This is a genomic window from Belnapia rosea, from assembly GCF_900101615.1.
GTDB classification, from domain to species: Bacteria; Pseudomonadota; Alphaproteobacteria; order Acetobacterales; family Acetobacteraceae; genus Belnapia; species Belnapia rosea.
In genome coordinates this window covers 1,260,681-1,277,911 of record NZ_FMZX01000001.1, presented here as the reverse complement: position 1 = coordinate 1,277,911, position 17,231 = coordinate 1,260,681, and the positions used below count along the sequence as shown (strand labels likewise).

Genomic DNA, 17,231 nt, shown 5'->3' with positions numbered 1-17,231 from the left:
GTGCGCGACACTCCGTCGTAAACGGCAGCCAAGGCCAGCAGGCGACGGGCTTGGGCCGCATCCTTGGTCCGGCGAGCCGCAGCACGAAGCCCAGCTGCGTCAAAGTCAGCTCGGAGTGGGATGGGCATGGCGAAGCTCCCCTGTTCGCCATGTTGAATCAGAGCGACGCCAGTCTGGGAATCCCCAACGAGTCACGCTCTCGGAGACTTGGTATTAGGTGAAAGCGCGCAGCGCGAGGTAGAGGCCGAGCAGCCCGAGCGCTGCCTGCACCACCTTGCGGAACCGTGCCTCGGGCATGCCGCGCCGCAGGCGCTGGCCGAGGGCCATGCCGAGGAAGGCCGGCACCACCCCGGCCAGCGAGGCGAGGCCAATCTCCGGCGGCAGCAGCCCGCCACCGGCGAGGCCGATCGCCAGGGCACCCGTCGCCACGATCACGCCGAGGCCGAAGCCCTGGATGAATTGCTGAGGCGGCAGCCGCAGCGCGACAAGGTAAGGCGCCGCCGGCATCAGGAAGCTGCCCGTCATCCCCGTCACCAGTCCAGAGGCGAGTCCGACCAGAGGCGAGACCCACCGCTCCCGCTCCGGTCCGGGTTGGGGCACGGGCCAGCCGGAGAGGGAGAGCGCCGCCGAGGCCACCAGCAGCAGCCCAAGCAGGCCGGAGAGCATCACGGCGTCCGATCGCGCCAGGATGCCGGTGCCCGCCAGGGCCCCGAGCCCCGCCGCGAGCAGGAAAGGCCAGAGCCGCCGCAGCGCCGGCACCAGGGCCGGGCCGACGAAGCCCTGCCAGATATTGGTCGCCAGCGCCGGCACCAGCATCAGGGCCATCGCATCCGGCAGCGGCCGGACGAGGACGAGGAGGCCGAGGGTCACGGTCGGCAGGCCGAAGCCGGCCAAGCCTTTGACGAAGCCGGCAAGGAGGAAGGCGCCGATCACCGGCAGGGCATCGATCAGGGTCATGCCGGCAGTCTGGATGCGGCGCCCGCCGCTTGCTTCGGCACCGGCCGAAGCGCCAGCAGCGCGGCGAGTGGCAGGAGCCAAGCGATGCGCGCGCCGTAGCGGTCATGCGGGCCGGAAAGGGCTCCGGTCACCAGCGCATTCGCCAGCACGCCGACCAGCACTCCGACAACCAGCCCGAGCAGTGCCCGGTCCCCCGCCCGCCAGGCCCGCCAGCCGCCCAGCAGGGCGCCGGCGGCGCCGCATAGCAGGACGACCGGATGCACCAGCAGGAAGGGGGCCGCCGCCATCGGCAACTGGCCAACCGCCTGCAGCCCGGCGGCGAATCGCGCGCCCTCAGCCGTTGGGAAGCCGAGGCTCAATTGCCGACCGACCGATGCAGCCAGGTGTTCCGGCCCGAGCACGTCGCCCACCCTGTCCCGCCAAAGCTGCGCCCAGCCATTCGCCAGGGCCGCCCGCAGCACGCCGAAGGGCTCCCGCAGCAGCGTCTCAGCAAGGATGGCGCTGGCCTCCGGTGCGAGGCTGATCGGGCCGCCTGGAAGCGCGCCATCGCCGCGCGGGCTCCAGACCGGGCCGGTTCGGGACCACAGGAACTCGTCCGAGTCTTGTGGCAGGCGCCCAACCCAGCGGCAGAGCTCCCAGCCGGAGGCCGGGCAGCGCGCCGCGATAATCCGCGCGGCGGGCCCATCCGCCACCAGACGGGCGAGCGGGAAGACGGCGCCGAAGGGGGAGAGGGCAGGGCGCCCATGCAGGGCGAGATTGCCCGCCATCACCAACCCGAGCGCCACGCCCAGCGGCAGCGCGCAGCGCAGCACCGGGCGCCGCAGCGCGAGCACCGGTACCAGCAGCGCCATGCCGAGCGGCAGGTGGGAGGGGTGCGCCGCCATGGTGAAGGCCGCCAGCGCCTGGAGGCCAAGGCGTTCGGCCACCGACAGGCGCTCTCCGACGAAGCCAAGCAGGGCGATGGAGAGCACCAGGGCCGGCGCCAGGATATCCGGCAGCAGCAGCGCGGTGAACCAGGGCGCGGCCGTCCCGGCGGCGAGGCCGGCGCACAGCAGCAGGTGGCGCCCCGCGCCGGCCTCGCCAAGGAAGCCCCGCTGCACGAGCCGCAACAGCCAGGAGAGCAGCAGCCCCTGGGCCAGCGCCGGGCCCCAGAGGCCTATCCCGAGGCTGAAGGCGCGCAGCGCCAGCCCATAGGCGGGCGGCTTGTCCCAGACCGGCCAGCCCTCGACTGTCAGCGCAAGGAAGGCGCCGGTATCGCTGAAGACAAGCGGATAGCCGTTCAGCAGCGCCGGCCAGATCAAGAGCAGTGCCCCGAGGAGGAGGCTCACGCCGGGACGAAGAGCTCGATCACATTGCCCTCGGGATCGGCGACCCGCATCATCCTCGGCGGTGCCCCGGCCGGGCCCGGCGCATCCAGCACCGCGACGCGCAGCGTCAGCATGCGCCGGTGCCAGCGGTCCAGCTCGGCGTCCTCGACGGTGAGGGCGATGAGCGTGCCCGGCTCGCAAGGGCCAGCCGCCGAGGCGGGGAAGAGCACATCGCCCCGCGGCCGCAGCACCAGCGTCACCGGCCCCATGGCGAAGCTGAGCCCGGGCCCGGGGCCAAGTACCGGCAGCTGCAGGATGCGGGCATAGAATTCCCGTTGCCGCTGCAGGTCATGGCAGGCGAGTTCCAGGCGGGCCAGCGGGCCGAGGGTCAAGCCGCGGTCCAGCGCGCGGCGGCCGCGTCGTCAGCCGCCTTGGCCTCGACCCAGCGGGACTCGCCATCGGCGAGTTCCTCGCGCTTCCAGAAGGGCGCGCCGGTCTTCAGCCAATCGATCAGGAAGGCGCAGCTCTCGAGCGCCGCGGCGCGATGGGCCGAGGCGGTGAGCACGAGCACGATCGGCGCCCCCGGCGGCAACCGCCCGACCCGGTGGATGACAGTGATCCCGAACAGCGGCCAGCGCCCGGCGGCCTCCTCGGCGATTCGGGTGATCGCCCGCTCCGTCATGCCCGGGTAATGCTCGAGCACCATCGCCGCCAGCCCGTCATCGGCGCGGCAGAGGCCGACGAAGCTGGCGAGGCCGCCGATATCGCTGCGGCCCTCGGTCAGCCGCGCGGTCTCCTCGGCGAGGTCGAAGGGCGCCTCCTGGATGGCGATGCGGGGCGTCATCCGCCGGTCACCGGGGGGAAGAAGGCGATCTCGTCGCCCGCCGTCACCGGGTGGTCAGGCCCGGCGAAATCCTGGTTCACCGCGGCGCGGATCGTCTTGCGGTTGGCGAATGCGGCGGCATGGCCAGGGCTGCGTCCGGCCAGCCAGTCGATCAGCCCGGCCACGTCCCGCACCTCGGGCGGCGGGGCCACCTCCTCCTCCGCAACGCCGACATGCTGCTTCACCCAGGCGAAATAGAGCACGCGCACGGGTTGGCCTCAGCGCGGCGTGGGCATGGTCTGCACCTGACCGTTGGGGCCGACGAAGGTGGTGGTGTTGCCGTCATTATGCAGCGTGCCGGTGCCGCCGCCCGGGGTGACGTAGCCCTGCACCCGGCCGGTGCCGCCGGTGGTGGTGACGGGACCGGAGGGGGTCTGGATCACCCGCCCATCCGTCCGCGCCGGCGGCGGCGAGGTGGCGCCGACAGGCGGCGGAAGGACTGTGGCGCGCGGCGGATCCATCTGGCGGATCGGCGGCGGCGGCGGGGATGAGGAGCTGTTGATGCCGGGCGGGGCCCGTGGCGGAACCGGCGGGTCGGTCGGCTGCCAGGTCGAGCGGCCGGCCGGTGCCGACATGCGGTCCAGCTCGCCCGGACGATAGGCGGGGATGTTGCGCATGGCGGCGTCGGGATTGGCGAGGGTCGCGCGCGGGCCTTCCTGCGCCGGCCAGACATTGCCCTCCTCCGGCCGCAGCGAGGCGAGCTGCGGCGGCTGGCCGCTGATGCGGGCAATGGTCTCGCTCTGCTCCGGCGGCGTGGCGTCCATCCGGCCCCAGGGCATGCCGACGGATGCACCGGCATTGGTCACGCCGTTCACCGCCTTGTAGCTGGCCGTATTCGCCCAGCCGCAGCCCCCGAGCAGCGCGGCCAGGCCGAGTGCCGCCGCCGATCCGCCAATCCGTCGCATCGTCAACTCCTGTGGTCCCGGCCGAGCGTGCCGGCCGGGTGAATCGGCTGCACCATGCGCTGCCACCGGCCGCGCCTCAAGGGAAAGAGCGTCAAGGACGTATGGCTGGTTCCGTGCGGCGATCCGCCGGCTTGGGCGACGCCGTCGTCTCCGCATTGCGGATGCCCGCCAGCAGATAGTCCCAGCCGGTGACGAGCGTGAGGGCCGCCGCGGTCCAGAGCATCGCCTCGCCGATGAGCGCCACCGGCAGGAAGGAGAGATGCAGGACGGCGGCGCCGGTCTCGCCGGCCAGTAGCGTGCCCAGCGCGCCCATCTGGAAGCCGGTCTTCCACTTCGCCAACCGCGTCACCGGCAGGCCGATGCGCAGTTCGGCCAGGTATTCGCGGAGGCCGGAAACCAGGATCTCCCGCAGCATGATGAGAATCGCGGGGTAGAGCGACAGGCCCGGCAGGCGGCCGAGCCCGGCCAGCAGCATCAGCGCGGCGGCGACCAGCAGCTTGTCGGCGATCGGGTCCAGCATGCGGCCGAAGCCGGAGATGCTCTGGCGCTGGCGCGCGATCTTGCCGTCGAAATAGTCGGTGATGGCGGCGAGCGAGAAGACCAGGCAGGCGCCGACATCGCCCAAGGGCGTGCGCAACGCCACCAGCAGCACCAGCAGCGGGATGGCTGCGATACGCGACAGCGTCAGCAGGTTGGGCAGGTCGGTTGGCATGTCGGCGCAGTCATGGCGGAGCGGCGCGCGCCCGTCCAGTCATGCTGTGCCGCCCGATCAGCTCCCGCCCGGATGGAAATGCCCATGGATCTTCCGTGCCACGGCCGGGCCGATGCCGGGAGCATTCGCCAGATCCTCCAGCGCCGCGTTCCGCACCCCGCGGGCCGAGCCGAAATGATTGAGCAGCTTGCGCTTCAGGGCGCTGCCGACGCCCGGGATCTCGTCCAGCTCCGAGGTGGTCAATGCCTTCGAGCGCCCGGCGCGGTGGGTGGTGATGGCGAAGCGATGCGCCTCGTCCCGCAGCCGCTGCAGGTAATAGAGCACCGGGTCGCGCGGCGGGAGCTGGAAGGGCTGCTGCCCGGCACGGTGGAACCATTCGCGCCCGGCATCCCGGTCCGGCCCCTTGGCGACGGCGACCAGGGGAATGTCATGCGCGCCGAGCTCCGCCATGATCTCCCGCGCCGCGTTGAGCTGGCCGAGGCCGCCATCGATCAGCACCAGGTCGGGCCAGGTGCCGCTCTCCCGCTCCGGGTCCTCCTTCAGGGCGCGGCCGAAGCGGCGCTCAAAGACCTCGCGCATCATGCCGAAATCGTCGCCGGGCTTCACCGGGCCACGGATCGAGAATTTCCGGTAGGCCTGCTTCAGGAAGCCGCTCGGCCCGGCTGCGACCATCACCCCATAGGCATGCGCGCCCTGGATATGGGAGTTGTCATAGACCTCGATCCGCTCCGGCATGGAGGGCAGGTCAAAGAGGGTGGCGACGCCGGCCAGCAGGGTCTGCTGCGCCGTGCCCTCCGCCATGCGGCGCTCCAGCGCCTCACGGGCGTTGGTCTCGGCATGCTCGACCGCCGAGCGCTTGTCGCCGCGCTGCGGCCGGTGCAGCTCCACCTTCCGGCCGGCCTTGATGGACAGCGCCTCGGCGATCAGCCCCCGCTCCGCCGGCTCATGGCTCAGCAGGACGAGGGGCGGCGGCGGCAGGTCGTCATAGAGCTGGCCGAGAAAGGCGCCCATGACCTCCTCCGGCCCCTGCTCGCCCTTCGACAGGAAATAGGGCCGGTTGCCGTTGTTCCGCCCGCCGCGGAAGAAGAAGACCTGCACGCAGGTCTGCCCGGCAAGCTGGTGCAGCGCCACGACATCGGCATCGCCGATGCCTTCCATGTTGATCCGGTCACGGCCCTGGATATGGGTCAGGCCGCGGATGCGGTCACGTAATGCCGCGGCCCGTTCGAATTCCAGCGCCTCGGCGGCCTCCTCCATCTCGCGGGCGAGGTTCTTCTGGATGGAAGGCGTCTCACCGGAGAGGAACTGCTTCGCCTCCGCCACCAGCTCCGCGTAATCCTCCTTCGAGATGCGGTCGACGCAGGGGGCCGAACAGCGGCGGATCTGGAAGAGCAGGCAGGGCCGGTCGCGGCTGTCGAAGACCGTGTCCCGGCAGGAGCGCAGCAGGAACACCCGCTGCAAGGCCGTCAGCGTCTGGTTCACCGCCCAGGCGGAGGCGAAGGGCCCCCAATAGCTGGCGCCCTTCCGCCGTTCGCCGCGATGCTTGGTGATCTGCGGATAGGGGTGGTCCTCCGTCAGGACCAGCCAGGGATAGGATTTGTCGTCCCGCAGGACGATGTTGTAGCGCGGCCTCAGCCGCTTGATGAGATTGGCCTCGAGCAGCAGGGCCTCGGCCTCCGAGGCCGTAGTGATGACCTCGAGGCTGCGGGTCTCATGGACCATGCGGCGCAGGCGCTCGGGCAGGCGGCCGATCTGGGTATAGGCCACCACGCGCTTCTTGAGGGCACGCGCCTTGCCCACATAGAGGGCATCCCCCTTGGCATCGAGCATCCGGTAGACGCCAGGCGAGAGCGGCAGGGTGGCAAGCGCCGCCTCGATCACCCGCACGCCCTCCATCACGGGCGCCTCAGGGGCGGCCTCCTGAGGCATGTCCGGGGACACATCCGCAGGCATATCCGCCGCTTCGGTGTCGATCGGGGGCTCGGATCCGGCTTCCGTCATGCCGGGTGATAAGGGCAGCAGGAGTGTCGGGCACAACCCGTATTTCTCCACCGATCCTGTGGACAAGTCTGTGGACCGGATGGTGGTATCGAGCCGAAACTGGCTGTCATCCGCCAGTCATATGTGTTTGCGCGTTTTTTAAGCATCTGCGTAACATCTTGAAATCGCTCGTGTTTACGTTTTGGACGCGGTCATCGGCAGGTCAAGGGAGTTGTTGGGCTTGACAGGAATGCCGCCTTGGCTGCGTTCAATTTATCGGTGGATGGATTTTCGGGCGAACCGTTGCTGCCTCGCCGTGTCAGGCGCTCAGCCGCGGATCCGCTCGATCGTAACGCCTACGGTCGCGGCGTCCGGGAAGGCATCCGGCTTCTCCACAGTGACACGTGCCCGCACCACGCGCGGGTCCGCCAGCGCCGCGGCAGCGATCCGCTCCGCCAGGGTCTCGACAAGCAGGGTATGGCCATCCACGGCAGCGCGGGCGGCGCGCACGACGCTCTCGTAATTCACCACCCGCCGAAGGTCGTCGCTGCCGACCGAGGCCGGCGCCGCCTCATCCTCCACGGCCAGTTCCACGCCGATGATGACGCGTTGCGGTGCCGCCTTCTCGTGCGGATAGATGCCAAGCCGCGCCTGAAGGGCGAGGCCGCGGACGAAGACGAGGCGCAGCTGCCGCTCGGCATCGGGGGCAAATCCCATCCCGCTCATTCCTCCGGCGCCCCCGTCTCGGGGCAAGGAGCCCATTGCAGGTGCTGGCCGCCATCGAGGGCGATCATCTGACCGGTCATCGAAGGCAGGGCGAGGACCGCCAGTACGGCGCGGGCGATCTCTTCCGGACTGGTGCCGTGGCGAAGCGGGACCGAGAGACACTGCTTGCGGAACTGCTCCTCGGTCTGGCGGGGGCTCGGCAGCGCCGGGCCCGGGCCGATGCCGTTCACCCGGATGCGCGGGGCAAGCGCCAGGGCAAGGGTCTGGGTCAGGGTCCAGAGACCGGCCTTCGAGAGGGTGTAGCTGGTGAAATGCGGCGTCAGCGACCAGACCCGCTGATCGAGCATGTTCAGCACCAGCCCCTCGGCCCCGGCGGGCAACGCGCGAGCCATGGCCTGAGCAAGCAGGAAGGGCGCGCGGAGATTGGGCTCGATATGGCGGTCCCAGCTTTCCCGGCTCGCATCCTCCCACTCGTCGCGCTCGAAGGTGCTGGCATTGTTCACCAGCACGCCGACCGGGCCGAGCGCGGCGGTGGCCGCAGGCAGCAACGCCGCCGTCTCCGCCTCTGCCGCCAGGTCGGCTTTCAGCACCGTCGCACGGCGGCCGAACGCGCGGATCTCCTCGGCGGTACGTGCCGCCTCGTCGGCGCTGCCGGCGTAATGCACCGCGATGTCGAAGCCGGCCTCGGCAAGGCCGAGGGCAATGGCCCGGCCAAGGCGCTTGGCGCCCCCGGTGACCAGGGCCGCGCGGGGGATGGAGGGGGAAATGGGGAACATGGCGGCGCTGTAGCAGCCCTCCGGCCCGCTGTCGCCTGCCTGGTGGGGTGGTCAGCCGCCGGTGACGCAGGCGACAAAATCCCGCTGCGCCGCCGTCTCCGACCGGAAACCTCCAGCGGCGCATGGCGGCCTGGCACGGTGCCCGGATACAGCCGCCCTGGAATGCCAGCCGGCATGGGCAGGGGTCAGAAGCCGGCGGTCTCCGTCATGCGCGCGGCTTCAGCCCGCGGCCCTGCATCACCGCCGCCTCGCCGAAGCGTGCCCGCAGCGCCTCCACCGCCTGCCAGCGGGCAGCGCGGCGGGGCGCGTCCGGATCGGCCAGATCGCCGCGATCGGCGCCGATGGCTGGGGCGAGGGGCTGAGCGCCGATACCGATCAGCCGGAAGCGCGTGCCATCCGCCTCCCGCGCCAGCAGCGGCCGGGCAGCGGCGAAGAGCGTCTCCGGCAGCCGCGTGGGCGAGGGCAGCCGGGCATTGCGGGTGCGGAGCGCGAAGCCGGCCGTCTTCAGCTTGAGCACCACCCCGGCGGCGGCCAGCTCCTTCTCCCTCAACCGGCGGGCCAGTTTCTCGCACAGCCGCCAGAGCGGTGCTTCCAGCTCGGGGATCGCCGAGAGATCGTGGTCGAAGGTGGTCTCGGCGCTGATGCTCTTGGTGTCGCGCGCCGGGTTCACCGGACGGTTGTCCTCGCCGCGGGCGCGGGCGGCGAGGGAGGGTCCCTCCTCGCCGAAGCGCAGGGCCGCCTCGCGCGGGGTCAGCACCGCAAGCTGGCCGAGCCGGGTGAAGCCCGCCGCCTCCAGCCGCCGGGCGAGCGCAGGGCCGACGCCGGGCAGCAGCGTCACCGGCTGGGGCGCCAGCCAGGCCGCCGCCTCGCCGGCGCCGATCACGGCGAAGCCGCGCGGCTTGTCCCGCTCCGCCGCCAGCTTGCCCATCAGCCGGTTGGCGGCGAGGCCGATGGAGACGGTGACGCCGACCTGCTGCTCCACCGCGCGGGCGAAGCGGGCGAGCACGGCAGCGGGCGGGGCGCGGTGCAGCGCGTCGGTGCCGCGGAGATCGAGCACCGCCTCGTCGATCGAGAGCGGCTGCACCAGCGGCGTCAGCCCTTCCATCAGCCCGCGGATCTGCCGGGCGGCGGCCACGTATTTCGCCATGTCCGGCTTGATGACGACGGCATCCGGGCAGAGCGCCAGCGCCTTGAACATCGGCATGGCGCTGCGCACGCCGCGGGTACGGGCGATATAGCAGGCGGCCGAGACCACGCCCCGCTTGCCGCCACCGACGATGACCGGCAGGGCCAGCAGCTCCGGCCGGTCCCGCTTCTCGATGCTGGCATAGAAGGCGTCGCAATCGACATGGGCGACGGTGAGGGTCCACAGCTCCGGATGGCGCACCAGGCGGCGTGAGGTGCAGGCCGGGCAGGTGCCACGACCGTCAGGCACCTCGCGGAAGCAGTCGCGGCAGAGGCTCGGCATCAGCGGGGCCGCAGCGCCGGCATGGCGGCGAAGGCGGCGAGCAGGCCGAGGCCGATCCAGCCGGCCGGGCTCCGCATCCGTTCGAGCCAGAGCGTCTGGCCGCGCACCAGCACATCAAGGGCACTCTCGGCCAGGATCAGCAGCAGGAGGCCAGCGGCCCCCATGCCGAGCCGGGCGGGCAGCGCCGGCGGCACCGCCAGCCGGCCAGCGATCAGGGGGGCGAGAATCGCCATGCCGAGCAGCATCGGCACCGCCTCGATCGCGGCTGCGGCGGTGGCGCCGAGGCGGGGCGCGAGGACCAGCTCGCGCAGCAGGCCGAGCAGGGCGCCGAGCCCGAACATCGCCGCGGCATAGGCAGCGCCGGCGCGGAGCTCAGGCCGCATCCCAGAGCCTCGCCGCGCCGAGCACGCCGGAGCTGTCGCCGTGCTGCGCCCGGAGCAGGGGCGTCTCCACCACGTCGGAGAAGACGAAGTCGCGCCAGCGGCGCGGCACCTCCTCGTACAGATGCGCCATGTTCGACAGCCCGCCCGCCAGCACGATGCAGTCCGGGTCCAGCAGGTTGATCACATGGGCCAGCGCCCGGGCGAGCCGGTCGGCATGGCGTGCAAGCGCCGCAGCGGCGGACTGGTCTCCGGCCGCGGCTCGCAGGGGGAGGGGGCCGGCGTCGCGGGCGCCCCGTCCATCGGCATCGGCGGCGAGCGCCGGGCCGCAGAGGAAGGTCTCGATGCAGCCCCGCCGGCCGCACCAGCAGGCCGGGCCGGGATGCTCGGCCGGCGTCATCCAGGGCAGCGGGTTGTGCCCCCATTCGCCCGCGATGCGGTTGCGCCCCTCCACCAGCCGGCCGCCGATGACGATCCCGGCGCCGACGCCGGTGCCGAGGATCGCGGCGAAGACGGTGCCATGCCCCGCCCCGGCGCCGTCCGCCGCCTCGCTCATCGCCAGGCAATTGGCGTCATTGCTGAGGCGCACGGGCCGGCCGAGGCGCGCGGCGATGTCCGCATCCAGCCGCCCGCCATTCAGCCAGGTGGAATTCGCCCCGCGCACCAGACCCGTGGCCGGCGACAGGCTGCCGGGGATGCCGATGCCGACGGTGCCCTGCTGGCCGAGCTCCCGCTCCGCGGCCTCCACCAGCCCGCCGATGAGGGCGACCACCCCGGCATGGGCCGGTGGCGTCGGGGCGCGGCGGCGGAGCCGGATGGCGCCGGCCTCGTCGAGGGCCACGATCTCCGTCTTGGTGCCGCCGAGATCGATGCCGAGGCGTATCGCCATGACTGCTGCTTGTCATCCGAAGGGGCGGGTGCTGGACTCGCAGCATGTCGGAAACGCTGCTCGATGTGCAGGGGCTGTCCTGCCCCCTCCCGGTGCTCAAGGCCAACAAGGCGCTGCGCGGCCTGCCCGCCGGGGCGCGGCTGGTGGTGCTTGCCACCGACCCGGCGGCGGCGAAGGACTTTCCCGCCTATTGCGCCGAGACCGGGCACAGCCTGGACGAGGCCGGGGAGGCGGACGGGGTCTGGCGCTTCGTCATCCGCAAGAAGGAGACGGCATGAGCGTCCTGCTGCTGACCCATCGCGCCTGCCTGCGGCACGACCCCGGCGACTACCACCCGGAATGCCCCGACCGCCTGCGCGCCGTGCTGCGCGCGCTGGAGGCGGAGGAGTTCAGCGACCTGGTGCGCGCCGAGGCGCCGGAGGCAACGGTGGAGCAGCTGGTCCGCGTCCATCCGCGGAACTATGTCGAGGCCATCCTGGCGATCCGCCCGGCGGCCGGCGAGACCGTCGCGCTGGATGCCGACACGCTGATGAGCGATGGCAGCGCCGAGGCCGCGCTGCGCGCCGCGGGCGCCGCCGTCGCCGCGGTGGATGCCGTACTGGGCGGCCCCGCCGGGGGCAGCGTCCGCCGCGCCTTCTGCGCCACCCGCCCGCCCGGCCACCATGCCGAGCCGGCGCGGCCGATGGGCTTCTGCTTCTTCGCCAATGCCGTCATCGCCGCCCGCCATGCCCAGGCGATCCATGGCGTCGAGCGCATCGCCATCATCGATTTCGACGTGCATCACGGCAATGGCAGCCAGGCCTGCGTCGAGACGGATGGCAGCATCCTCTACGCCTCCTCGCATCAATGGCCGCTCTATCCGGGTACCGGCGATGCGCGGGAGCGCGGCGTCGGCAATATCTTCAACGTCCCGCTCCGCCCCGGCGCGGATGGCGCCGAGTTCCGCGAGGCCTGGCAGGGCCTGTTGCCGGCGATCGATGGGTTCGACCCCGGGCTGCTGGTGATCTCGGCCGGCTTCGATGCCCATGCACGGGACCCGCTGGCGCAGCTCCGCCTGCGGGAGCCGGATTTCGCCTGGCTGACGGCGGAGCTCTGCGCCATCGCCGAGCGGCGCTGCGGCGGGCATGTCGTCAGCCTGCTGGAGGGCGGCTACGACCTCGACGCGCTCGCCAGCAGCACGGCGGCGCATCTGCGGGTGCTGATGCAGGCCTGACAGCCCCGCCCGGGACCAGGGCGGCGAAGCCCGCCGCGGCTTGCGAAGGGATGTCCTGCCGGGGCATGCCGCACCCTTGTGCGGAACCTCGCGACGCGGTTGCCGTTCGCTCTGGCTGAATGTCCACTCCCGCCCCCCTCCTGTGCGAGGCCGATGCGTCGCTTCTTGCCCTGGCCAAGGCACTGCGAGACGGCGGCTACCGCTTCGTCACGCCGACGCCCGCGACCCATGCGCGGGTCAACCGGCGACCCGGCAACGAGGTTGCCCGTGACCTGCGCGGGGTGTTCGGCTGGAGCAGGCCGTTCTCGCCGGATGTGATGCCGGCCGAATTGTTCGCGCTGATGCAGCGTGCCGAGGTGGCGGTGCCGGAGTCCGAAGGCGGTCTCTGGCGGAGCTTGGTGCGGCTTTCCAGCCTGGACGGGGCGCTGTTCCTGCATTCCGCCTATCCGACCGATGCCGCCGATGCCGTGTTCTTCGGCCCCGACACCTATCGCTTCGCCTCGGCGATCCGGATCGAGTTGGCCGCCCGCGCCGCCCCCATCCACCGTGCCGCCGATATCGGTTGCGGCGCGGGTCCGGGCGGCATCCTCGTAGCCGCGGCCTGTCCGGGCGCGGCGGTCGCGATGCTCGACATCAACGATGCCGCGCTCCGCCTCGCGCGGATCAATGCCGTCCTGGCCGGCACGTCCAACGCCGCGGCCTTCCGCAGCGACCTGTTGTCCGGGGTACCGGGCGATTTCGATTGGATCGTCTCCAATCCGCCCTATCTGCTGGACCCGGCACGGCGTTCCTACCGGCATGGCGGCGGATCCCTCGGCGAGGGCCTGTCCATCGCCATCCTCGACGCGGCGCTGGAGCGCCTGGCGCCGGGTGGCACCCTGGTCCTCTACACCGGCGTTGCCATCGTGGAGGGGCATGACGCCTTCCACGCAGCGGCCGCGGGGCGCCTCGCCGGGATGGACATGGCCTGGCGCTACCGTGAGGCCGACCCAGACGTCTTCGGCGAGGAGCTTGAGGACGGCGCCTATGACCAGGCTGACCGCATCGCCGCAGTTGTACTCACCATCACGAAGCCAGGAGGGCGATGAATGCCGGAAGGCAGCCTGTATCCGATCACCACGCCCGAGGACGCCGCGCAGGACCGCCTGCAACGTCGGCTGTCCGGGCTGAACCGCCGCCGCTTCACCCCGGCGCTTCCCGACAGCGACTGGGACCAGGACCGGGAGGAGATGAGCGTCCTGGAGCGGGAGGAAGCCCGGTACCTGGAGGTGCGCCGTGCCGCGGTCGCCGCCCGCGCCGCCGAGGCCCCGACCGATCCCGACGGCTTCATCGCCTGGTTCGAAGCGCTGGACCGCACCGGCCCTGGCCAGGGCGACCCGCTCTTCCCCTGGCTGGCCGGGCAGGCCTCGATGGAGGAGATGCGCTGGTTCCTGACCCAGGAAGTCGCCGGTGAGGCCGGCTTCGAGGATCTGGCCGCCCTGACGCAGGTGCGGATGCCGCAACGGCCGAAGCTCGAGATCGCGCGCAACTACTGGGACGAGATGGGCCGTGGCAACCCGAAGGGCATGCACGGCCCGTTGCTGGACACGCTCGCCCACCGGCTCGGCCTCGAGCCGCGGATCGAGACGACGGTGTGGGAGGCGCTGGCGCTGGCCAATGTCATGGCCGGGCTCGCGGCGAACCGGCGCTACGCCTATCACTCGGTCGGTGCGCTCGGGGTGATCGAGCAGACGGCCCCTGGCCGCTCGGCCATGGTCGCGCGGGGGCTGAAGCGGCTGAAGGTGCCGGCGGGCGACCGGCACTATTTCGACCTGCACGCCATACTGGATGTGAAGCACTCATTGGCCTGGAATGCCGAGGCTATCCGACCGCTCGTCGCCGAGGATCCGCGCTATGCGACGGCCATGGCCGAGGGCGCGCTGATGCGGCTCGAATGCGGCGCGGCCTGTTTCGCGCGCTACCGGCAGGCCCTGCGCCTTCCGTTCTGAGGCTTAGAAGGGCGGCGGCGGGATTCCCCGCCGCCGGTCGTTCTGCCGGTTCCAGCGCTCGAACTGGTCGCGCGTCAGGTCGCGCCGCGCCTCGCGCGGGCCGTTGATGGCGCGGTCGGTCGCCTCCTTCTCGCGCTGCCGGGCCCACCAGGCGTCGAGCTGGCGCTGGCGCTCGGCCGGTGTCGCGGGGATGGGCGGGAGCTGCTGCGCCGCGGCCGGCAGCGCGGCGCCGATCAGGCCAAGGAGGAGGAGCCATCGCATCCCCATCATGTCGTGTGGCATGGCCGGCTTGCGAAGGGGCGCGGCGTGGAGGGAGGATGCGGCATGACCGATGCCCCGCCGCTCGCCGGATTGCTCGAGACCGCGCTCTATGCCGCCGACATGGCGCGGGCGCGCGGCTTCTACGAGGGCGTGCTCGGCCTTGCGCCGATGTTCGCCGATGAGCGGCTGACCGCCTATCCGGTCGGTGGGCGGAGCGCGCTGCTGGTCTTCCTCCGTGGCAGCACCACGGAGACGGTGCATCTGCCGGGCGGCACCATCCCGCCGCATGACGGCATCGGCGGGGTGCATGCGGCGCTCGCCGTCACGGCCGAGGCGCTGCCGGCCTGGGAGGCGCGGCTGGCCGGGCACGGCATCGCCGTCGAGGGGCGTACGCGATGGCCCCGCGGCAGCATCAGCATCTATTTCCGCGACCCGGACAGCAACCTGCTGGAGCTGGCGACGCCGGGGCTCTGGCCGGTCTGGTAGGGCGGGACCCTTCCGTGACCGACATGCGGGCGCAGCCAGTGTGCCGAGGCTTGCGGCACAGGCTGGCCCGGCCTATGGCGCCGGCAGCAAGGGGTCTTGGCGATGAGCGGCACCAATCAGCGGATCGACGGCAAGCGGCTGTGGGACAGCCTGATGAGCATGGCCGAGATCGGCGCCACGCCGAAGGGCGGCGTGAAGCGCCTGACCCTGACCGATCTGGACCGGCAGGGGCGGGAGCGGTTCCGCGGCTGGTGCGAGGCGCTCGGCCTCACGGTGCGGGTGGATGCCATCGGCAACATGTTCGCCCGGCGCGAGGGGCGCGACCCGACGCGGCTGCCGGTGCTGATGGGCAGCCATCTCGACAGCCAGCCCTCGGGCGGGAAATTCGACGGCGCGCTCGGCGTCATCGCCGGGCTCGAGGTGATGCGCTCGCTCAACGACCTCGGCATCACCACCGAGGCGCCGGTCGAGCTGGTGAACTGGACCGATGAGGAAGGCAGCCGCTTCGGCCATTCGCTGATGGGCAGCGGCGCCTGGGCCGGCATCTATCCGCTGGAGAAGGTCTATGGGCTGCGCGATGTCGAGGGCGTCTCGGTCGAGGAGGCGCTGACCTCGATCGGCTACAAGGGCGAGGTGCCGGCGAAGCCCTTCCCGGCGGATGCCTATTTCGAGCTGCATATCGAGCAGGGGCCGATCCTCGAGAAGGAAGGTAAGGCGATCGGCATCGTCACCGGGGCGCAGGCGCAGGTCTGGTACGATGCGGTGGTGACCGGGCAGGACGCGCATGCGGGCACCACGCCGCCCTCCGCCCGGCGCGATGCGCTGGTCTGCGCGGCGCGGATCATCGACCTCGTGGACCGCATGATGCGGGCGCGGGGCGAGGACGGGCGCGGTACCGTCGGGCAGCTGCATGTGCTGCCGAACAGCCGCAACGTGGTGCCGGGCGAGGTGCGGTTCAGCGTCGAATTCCGGCATCCGGATTTCGCCGAGATCGAGCGGTTGGCGGCGCAGTTTCCGCGCGAGGCGGGGTTCATCGCCCGCGACTGCGGGACGCCGCTGAAGCTGGAGGAGCTGTTCCGGCTGCCGGCGCAGCCTTTCGATCCGGGCTGCGTCGATCTGGTGCGGCAGGCGGCGGCCAGGCTCGGCCTGCCGGCACGGGAGATCGTCTCGGGCGCCGGGCATGACGCGGTCTATGTCGCGCGCAGCGTGCCGACGGCGATGATCTTCACCCCCTGCAAGGACGGGCTCAGCCACAACGAGGCGGAGAGCATCGAGCCGGGCGAGGCGGAGGCGGGGTGCCAGGTGCTGTTCGAGGCGGTGCTGGCGCGGGCGAACCGGGCGGTCTAGGGCCGGCCGTGGCTTCAAACCGCTTCAATTCCGCCGCCCCCGATGCGGCTCAAACCTTTGGAAAGCTTGGATTCAGGCGGCGGGATTTGAAGGTTTTAGGGATTGAGGCGGGTGGCCGGGCCACCGGGACGGCCGAAGCTTTAGGCGAGAATTCCTATACGCCCACCCTGCCGGGATGGCAAGCGCGGCTGGGTCAGCCGCCTACCCAACTCGCCACCGCATAGGCGACGGCCGCCGCCAGCCCGCCGATGCCGAGGGTCTGCAGGGCGCCCCGCAGCGGCGGCAGGCCGGTGGCGCGGGCCTTCAGCCAGCCGAAGCCGAGCAGGGCGAGGCCGGTCATCAGCGCCGAGACCTGCAGGGCGGCGTGGGTCTCGTCCAGCAGGATATAGGGCGAGAGCGGGATCATCCCGCCCACCACATAGGCGCCGCCGATGGTCGCGGCGGAGCGGGCGGCGCGGCCGGGCAGGGGCTCGGCGAGCTCCAGCTCGAAGCGCATCATGAAGTCGACCCAGCGGCGGCGGTCGGCGGCGATGGCCTCGGTCGCCCGGTGCAGCACCTCGCCGCGCAGGCCGTAGCGGTGGAGGATGACCGAGACCTCCCAGCGCTCGCGGTCCGGGTATTCGCGGATCTCCTGCTCCTCGCGGGCCCGCTCGGAGGCGAAGTGCTGGGCGTCGGTGCGGGCGGCGAGATAGCCGCCGAGGCCCATGGCGACGCAGCCGGCGGCGATCTCGGCGAGGCCGGCGGTGACGATCAGCGGGTTGGCGGCGACGGCGCCGGACAGGCCGGCGGCGAGGGCGAAGGGCACGGTCAGCCCGTCGGCCATGCCGATAACCAGGTCGCGCACCGTCGCGGAGGCGGTGAAGTGCTGCTCGCCCTCCGGCGGTCCCGGGGGCGGGGGCGGCAACTCCTCGCGTTGCAGGGCGGTGTCCATGCGCCCAGACTAGACTGCCGCG

Annotated in this window: 21 protein-coding genes; 6 read left to right on the top strand and 15 right to left on the bottom strand. The window is 71.9% G+C overall.

Annotated elements, in window-relative coordinates:
* Positions 1 to 213: 213 nt before the first annotated feature.
* From BLR02_RS06100 to BLR02_RS06040, 13 genes are all read right to left on the bottom strand, one after another.
* Complete coding sequence (locus BLR02_RS06100) at positions 214 to 957, bottom strand: sulfite exporter TauE/SafE family protein (protein WP_090661423.1); 744 nt, start codon at positions 955 to 957, stop codon at positions 214 to 216.
* Positions 954 to 2,285: a hypothetical protein gene (locus BLR02_RS06095; protein ID WP_090661421.1), complete on the bottom strand. Its 1,332-nt coding sequence runs from the start codon at positions 2,283 to 2,285 to the stop codon at positions 954 to 956. The genes BLR02_RS06100 and BLR02_RS06095 overlap by 4 nt, the downstream gene beginning before the upstream one ends.
* Entirely contained in the window at positions 2,282 to 2,656 is a 375-nt protein-coding gene (locus tag BLR02_RS06090; protein WP_090661418.1) for a VOC family protein, read from the bottom strand. The genes BLR02_RS06095 and BLR02_RS06090 overlap by 4 nt, the downstream gene beginning before the upstream one ends.
* Positions 2,653 to 3,108, bottom strand: a complete 456-nt coding sequence (locus BLR02_RS06085) for a molybdenum cofactor biosynthesis protein MoaE (protein ID WP_090661415.1) — start codon at positions 3,106 to 3,108, stop codon at positions 2,653 to 2,655. Before BLR02_RS06085 ends, BLR02_RS06090 begins: the two co-directional genes overlap by 4 nt.
* Positions 3,105 to 3,356 carry a molybdopterin converting factor subunit 1 gene (gene moaD / locus BLR02_RS06080; RefSeq protein WP_090661412.1) on the bottom strand — a complete coding sequence of 84 codons (252 nt, stop codon included), beginning with the start codon at positions 3,354 to 3,356 and terminating at the stop codon, positions 3,105 to 3,107. The genes BLR02_RS06085 and moaD overlap by 4 nt, the downstream gene beginning before the upstream one ends.
* 9 nt (positions 3,357 to 3,365) lie before the next feature.
* Positions 3,366 to 4,052: a hypothetical protein gene (locus BLR02_RS06075; RefSeq protein ID WP_090661409.1), complete on the bottom strand. Its 687-nt coding sequence runs from the start codon at positions 4,050 to 4,052 to the stop codon at positions 3,366 to 3,368.
* Positions 4,053 to 4,143: 91 nt separating this feature from the next.
* A complete protein-coding gene (pgsA, locus tag BLR02_RS06070; protein WP_090661407.1) occupies positions 4,144 to 4,764 on the bottom strand; it encodes a CDP-diacylglycerol--glycerol-3-phosphate 3-phosphatidyltransferase in 621 nt (206 codons plus the stop codon).
* 57 nt (positions 4,765 to 4,821) lie between these two features.
* A complete protein-coding gene (gene uvrC, locus BLR02_RS06065) occupies positions 4,822 to 6,693 on the bottom strand; it encodes an excinuclease ABC subunit UvrC (protein WP_245704625.1) in 1,872 nt (623 codons plus the stop codon).
* 378 nt (positions 6,694 to 7,071) lie between these two features.
* Complete coding sequence (gene folB, locus BLR02_RS06060) at positions 7,072 to 7,461, bottom strand: dihydroneopterin aldolase (protein WP_408735504.1); 390 nt, start codon at positions 7,459 to 7,461, stop codon at positions 7,072 to 7,074.
* A gap of 5 nt (positions 7,462 to 7,466) precedes the next feature.
* Positions 7,467 to 8,246 (bottom strand): SDR family oxidoreductase, encoded by a 780-nt coding sequence (locus BLR02_RS06055; RefSeq protein ID WP_090566526.1) that lies wholly within the window; start codon positions 8,244 to 8,246, stop codon positions 7,467 to 7,469.
* A 205-nt stretch (positions 8,247 to 8,451) separates the two neighbouring features.
* Positions 8,452 to 9,714: a DNA polymerase IV gene (locus BLR02_RS06050; RefSeq protein WP_090661402.1), complete on the bottom strand. Its 1,263-nt coding sequence runs from the start codon at positions 9,712 to 9,714 to the stop codon at positions 8,452 to 8,454.
* Positions 9,714 to 10,097 carry a hypothetical protein gene (locus tag BLR02_RS06045; protein WP_090566531.1) on the bottom strand — a complete coding sequence of 128 codons (384 nt, stop codon included), beginning with the start codon at positions 10,095 to 10,097 and terminating at the stop codon, positions 9,714 to 9,716. Before BLR02_RS06045 ends, BLR02_RS06050 begins: the two co-directional genes overlap by 1 nt.
* A complete protein-coding gene (locus BLR02_RS06040) occupies positions 10,087 to 10,983 on the bottom strand; it encodes an ROK family protein (RefSeq protein WP_090661399.1) in 897 nt (298 codons plus the stop codon). Before BLR02_RS06040 ends, BLR02_RS06045 begins: the two co-directional genes overlap by 11 nt.
* 44 nt (positions 10,984 to 11,027) lie before the next feature.
* Here BLR02_RS06040 and BLR02_RS06035 point away from each other — a divergent pair, with 44 nt between their 5' ends.
* From BLR02_RS06035 to BLR02_RS06020, 4 genes are all read left to right on the top strand, one after another.
* Positions 11,028 to 11,261, top strand: coding sequence for a sulfurtransferase TusA family protein (locus BLR02_RS06035; RefSeq protein ID WP_090566537.1), 234 nt, complete (start codon positions 11,028 to 11,030; stop codon positions 11,259 to 11,261).
* Positions 11,258 to 12,196, top strand: coding sequence for a histone deacetylase family protein (locus BLR02_RS06030; protein ID WP_090566540.1), 939 nt, complete (start codon positions 11,258 to 11,260; stop codon positions 12,194 to 12,196). Before BLR02_RS06035 ends, BLR02_RS06030 begins: the two co-directional genes overlap by 4 nt.
* 119 nt (positions 12,197 to 12,315) lie before the next feature.
* Positions 12,316 to 13,284 carry a methyltransferase gene (locus BLR02_RS06025; protein WP_090661396.1) on the top strand — a complete coding sequence of 323 codons (969 nt, stop codon included), beginning with the start codon at positions 12,316 to 12,318 and terminating at the stop codon, positions 13,282 to 13,284.
* Positions 13,285 to 14,184, top strand: a complete 900-nt coding sequence (locus tag BLR02_RS06020; protein ID WP_090661392.1) for an iron-containing redox enzyme family protein — start codon at positions 13,285 to 13,287, stop codon at positions 14,182 to 14,184.
* A gap of 3 nt (positions 14,185 to 14,187) precedes the next feature.
* Here the strand turns inward: BLR02_RS06020 and BLR02_RS06015 are convergent, their stop codons facing one another.
* Entirely contained in the window at positions 14,188 to 14,445 is a 258-nt protein-coding gene (locus BLR02_RS06015) for a hypothetical protein (protein ID WP_090661389.1), read from the bottom strand.
* 63 nt (positions 14,446 to 14,508) lie between these two features.
* Between BLR02_RS06015 and BLR02_RS06010 the strand changes: the two genes are divergently transcribed.
* Both BLR02_RS06010 and BLR02_RS06005 read left to right on the top strand, forming a co-directional pair.
* Positions 14,509 to 14,931, top strand: a complete 423-nt coding sequence (locus BLR02_RS06010) for a VOC family protein (protein ID WP_090661386.1) — start codon at positions 14,509 to 14,511, stop codon at positions 14,929 to 14,931.
* Between the two features lie 102 nt (positions 14,932 to 15,033).
* Positions 15,034 to 16,278, top strand: coding sequence for a Zn-dependent hydrolase (locus BLR02_RS06005; RefSeq protein WP_090661383.1), 1,245 nt, complete (start codon positions 15,034 to 15,036; stop codon positions 16,276 to 16,278).
* 193 nt (positions 16,279 to 16,471) lie between these two features.
* Here BLR02_RS06005 and BLR02_RS06000 read toward each other — a convergent pair whose 3' ends face one another.
* Positions 16,472 to 17,209, bottom strand: a complete 738-nt coding sequence (locus tag BLR02_RS06000; protein WP_090661380.1) for a VIT1/CCC1 transporter family protein — start codon at positions 17,207 to 17,209, stop codon at positions 16,472 to 16,474.
* Positions 17,210 to 17,231: the final 22 nt, after the last annotated feature.

Excerpts from the sequence above, each read along its gene's own strand:
- BLR02_RS06045 (WP_090566531.1), bottom strand. The coding sequence starts at position 10,097 with ATGCGGCCTGAGCTCCGCGCCGGCGCTGCCTATGCCGCGGCGATGTTC.
- BLR02_RS06010 (WP_090661386.1), top strand. The coding sequence starts at position 14,509 with ATGACCGATGCCCCGCCGCTCGCCGGATTGCTCGAGACCGCGCTCTAT.
- BLR02_RS06075 (WP_090661409.1), bottom strand. The coding sequence starts at position 4,052 with ATGCGACGGATTGGCGGATCGGCGGCGGCACTCGGCCTGGCCGCGCTG.
- BLR02_RS06085 (WP_090661415.1), bottom strand. The coding sequence starts at position 3,108 with ATGACGCCCCGCATCGCCATCCAGGAGGCGCCCTTCGACCTCGCCGAG.
- BLR02_RS06005 (WP_090661383.1), top strand. The coding sequence starts at position 15,034 with ATGAGCGGCACCAATCAGCGGATCGACGGCAAGCGGCTGTGGGACAGC.
- BLR02_RS06000 (WP_090661380.1), bottom strand. The coding sequence starts at position 17,209 with ATGGACACCGCCCTGCAACGCGAGGAGTTGCCGCCCCCGCCCCCGGGA.
- BLR02_RS06100 (WP_090661423.1), bottom strand. The coding sequence starts at position 957 with ATGACCCTGATCGATGCCCTGCCGGTGATCGGCGCCTTCCTCCTTGCC.
- BLR02_RS06030 (WP_090566540.1), top strand. The coding sequence starts at position 11,258 with ATGAGCGTCCTGCTGCTGACCCATCGCGCCTGCCTGCGGCACGACCCC.
- BLR02_RS06050 (WP_090661402.1), bottom strand. The coding sequence starts at position 9,714 with ATGCCGAGCCTCTGCCGCGACTGCTTCCGCGAGGTGCCTGACGGTCGT.
- BLR02_RS06055 (WP_090566526.1), bottom strand. The coding sequence starts at position 8,246 with ATGTTCCCCATTTCCCCCTCCATCCCCCGCGCGGCCCTGGTCACCGGG.
- BLR02_RS06035 (WP_090566537.1), top strand. The coding sequence starts at position 11,028 with ATGTCGGAAACGCTGCTCGATGTGCAGGGGCTGTCCTGCCCCCTCCCG.
- BLR02_RS06020 (WP_090661392.1), top strand. The coding sequence starts at position 13,285 with ATGCCGGAAGGCAGCCTGTATCCGATCACCACGCCCGAGGACGCCGCG.
- pgsA (WP_090661407.1), bottom strand. The coding sequence starts at position 4,764 with ATGCCAACCGACCTGCCCAACCTGCTGACGCTGTCGCGTATCGCAGCC.
- uvrC (WP_245704625.1), bottom strand. The coding sequence starts at position 6,693 with ATGCCTCAGGAGGCCGCCCCTGAGGCGCCCGTGATGGAGGGCGTGCGG.
- BLR02_RS06040 (WP_090661399.1), bottom strand. The coding sequence starts at position 10,983 with ATGGCGATACGCCTCGGCATCGATCTCGGCGGCACCAAGACGGAGATC.
- BLR02_RS06015 (WP_090661389.1), bottom strand. The coding sequence starts at position 14,445 with ATGCGATGGCTCCTCCTCCTTGGCCTGATCGGCGCCGCGCTGCCGGCC.
- folB (WP_408735504.1), bottom strand. The coding sequence starts at position 7,461 with ATGGGATTTGCCCCCGATGCCGAGCGGCAGCTGCGCCTCGTCTTCGTC.
- BLR02_RS06025 (WP_090661396.1), top strand. The coding sequence starts at position 12,316 with ATGTCCACTCCCGCCCCCCTCCTGTGCGAGGCCGATGCGTCGCTTCTT.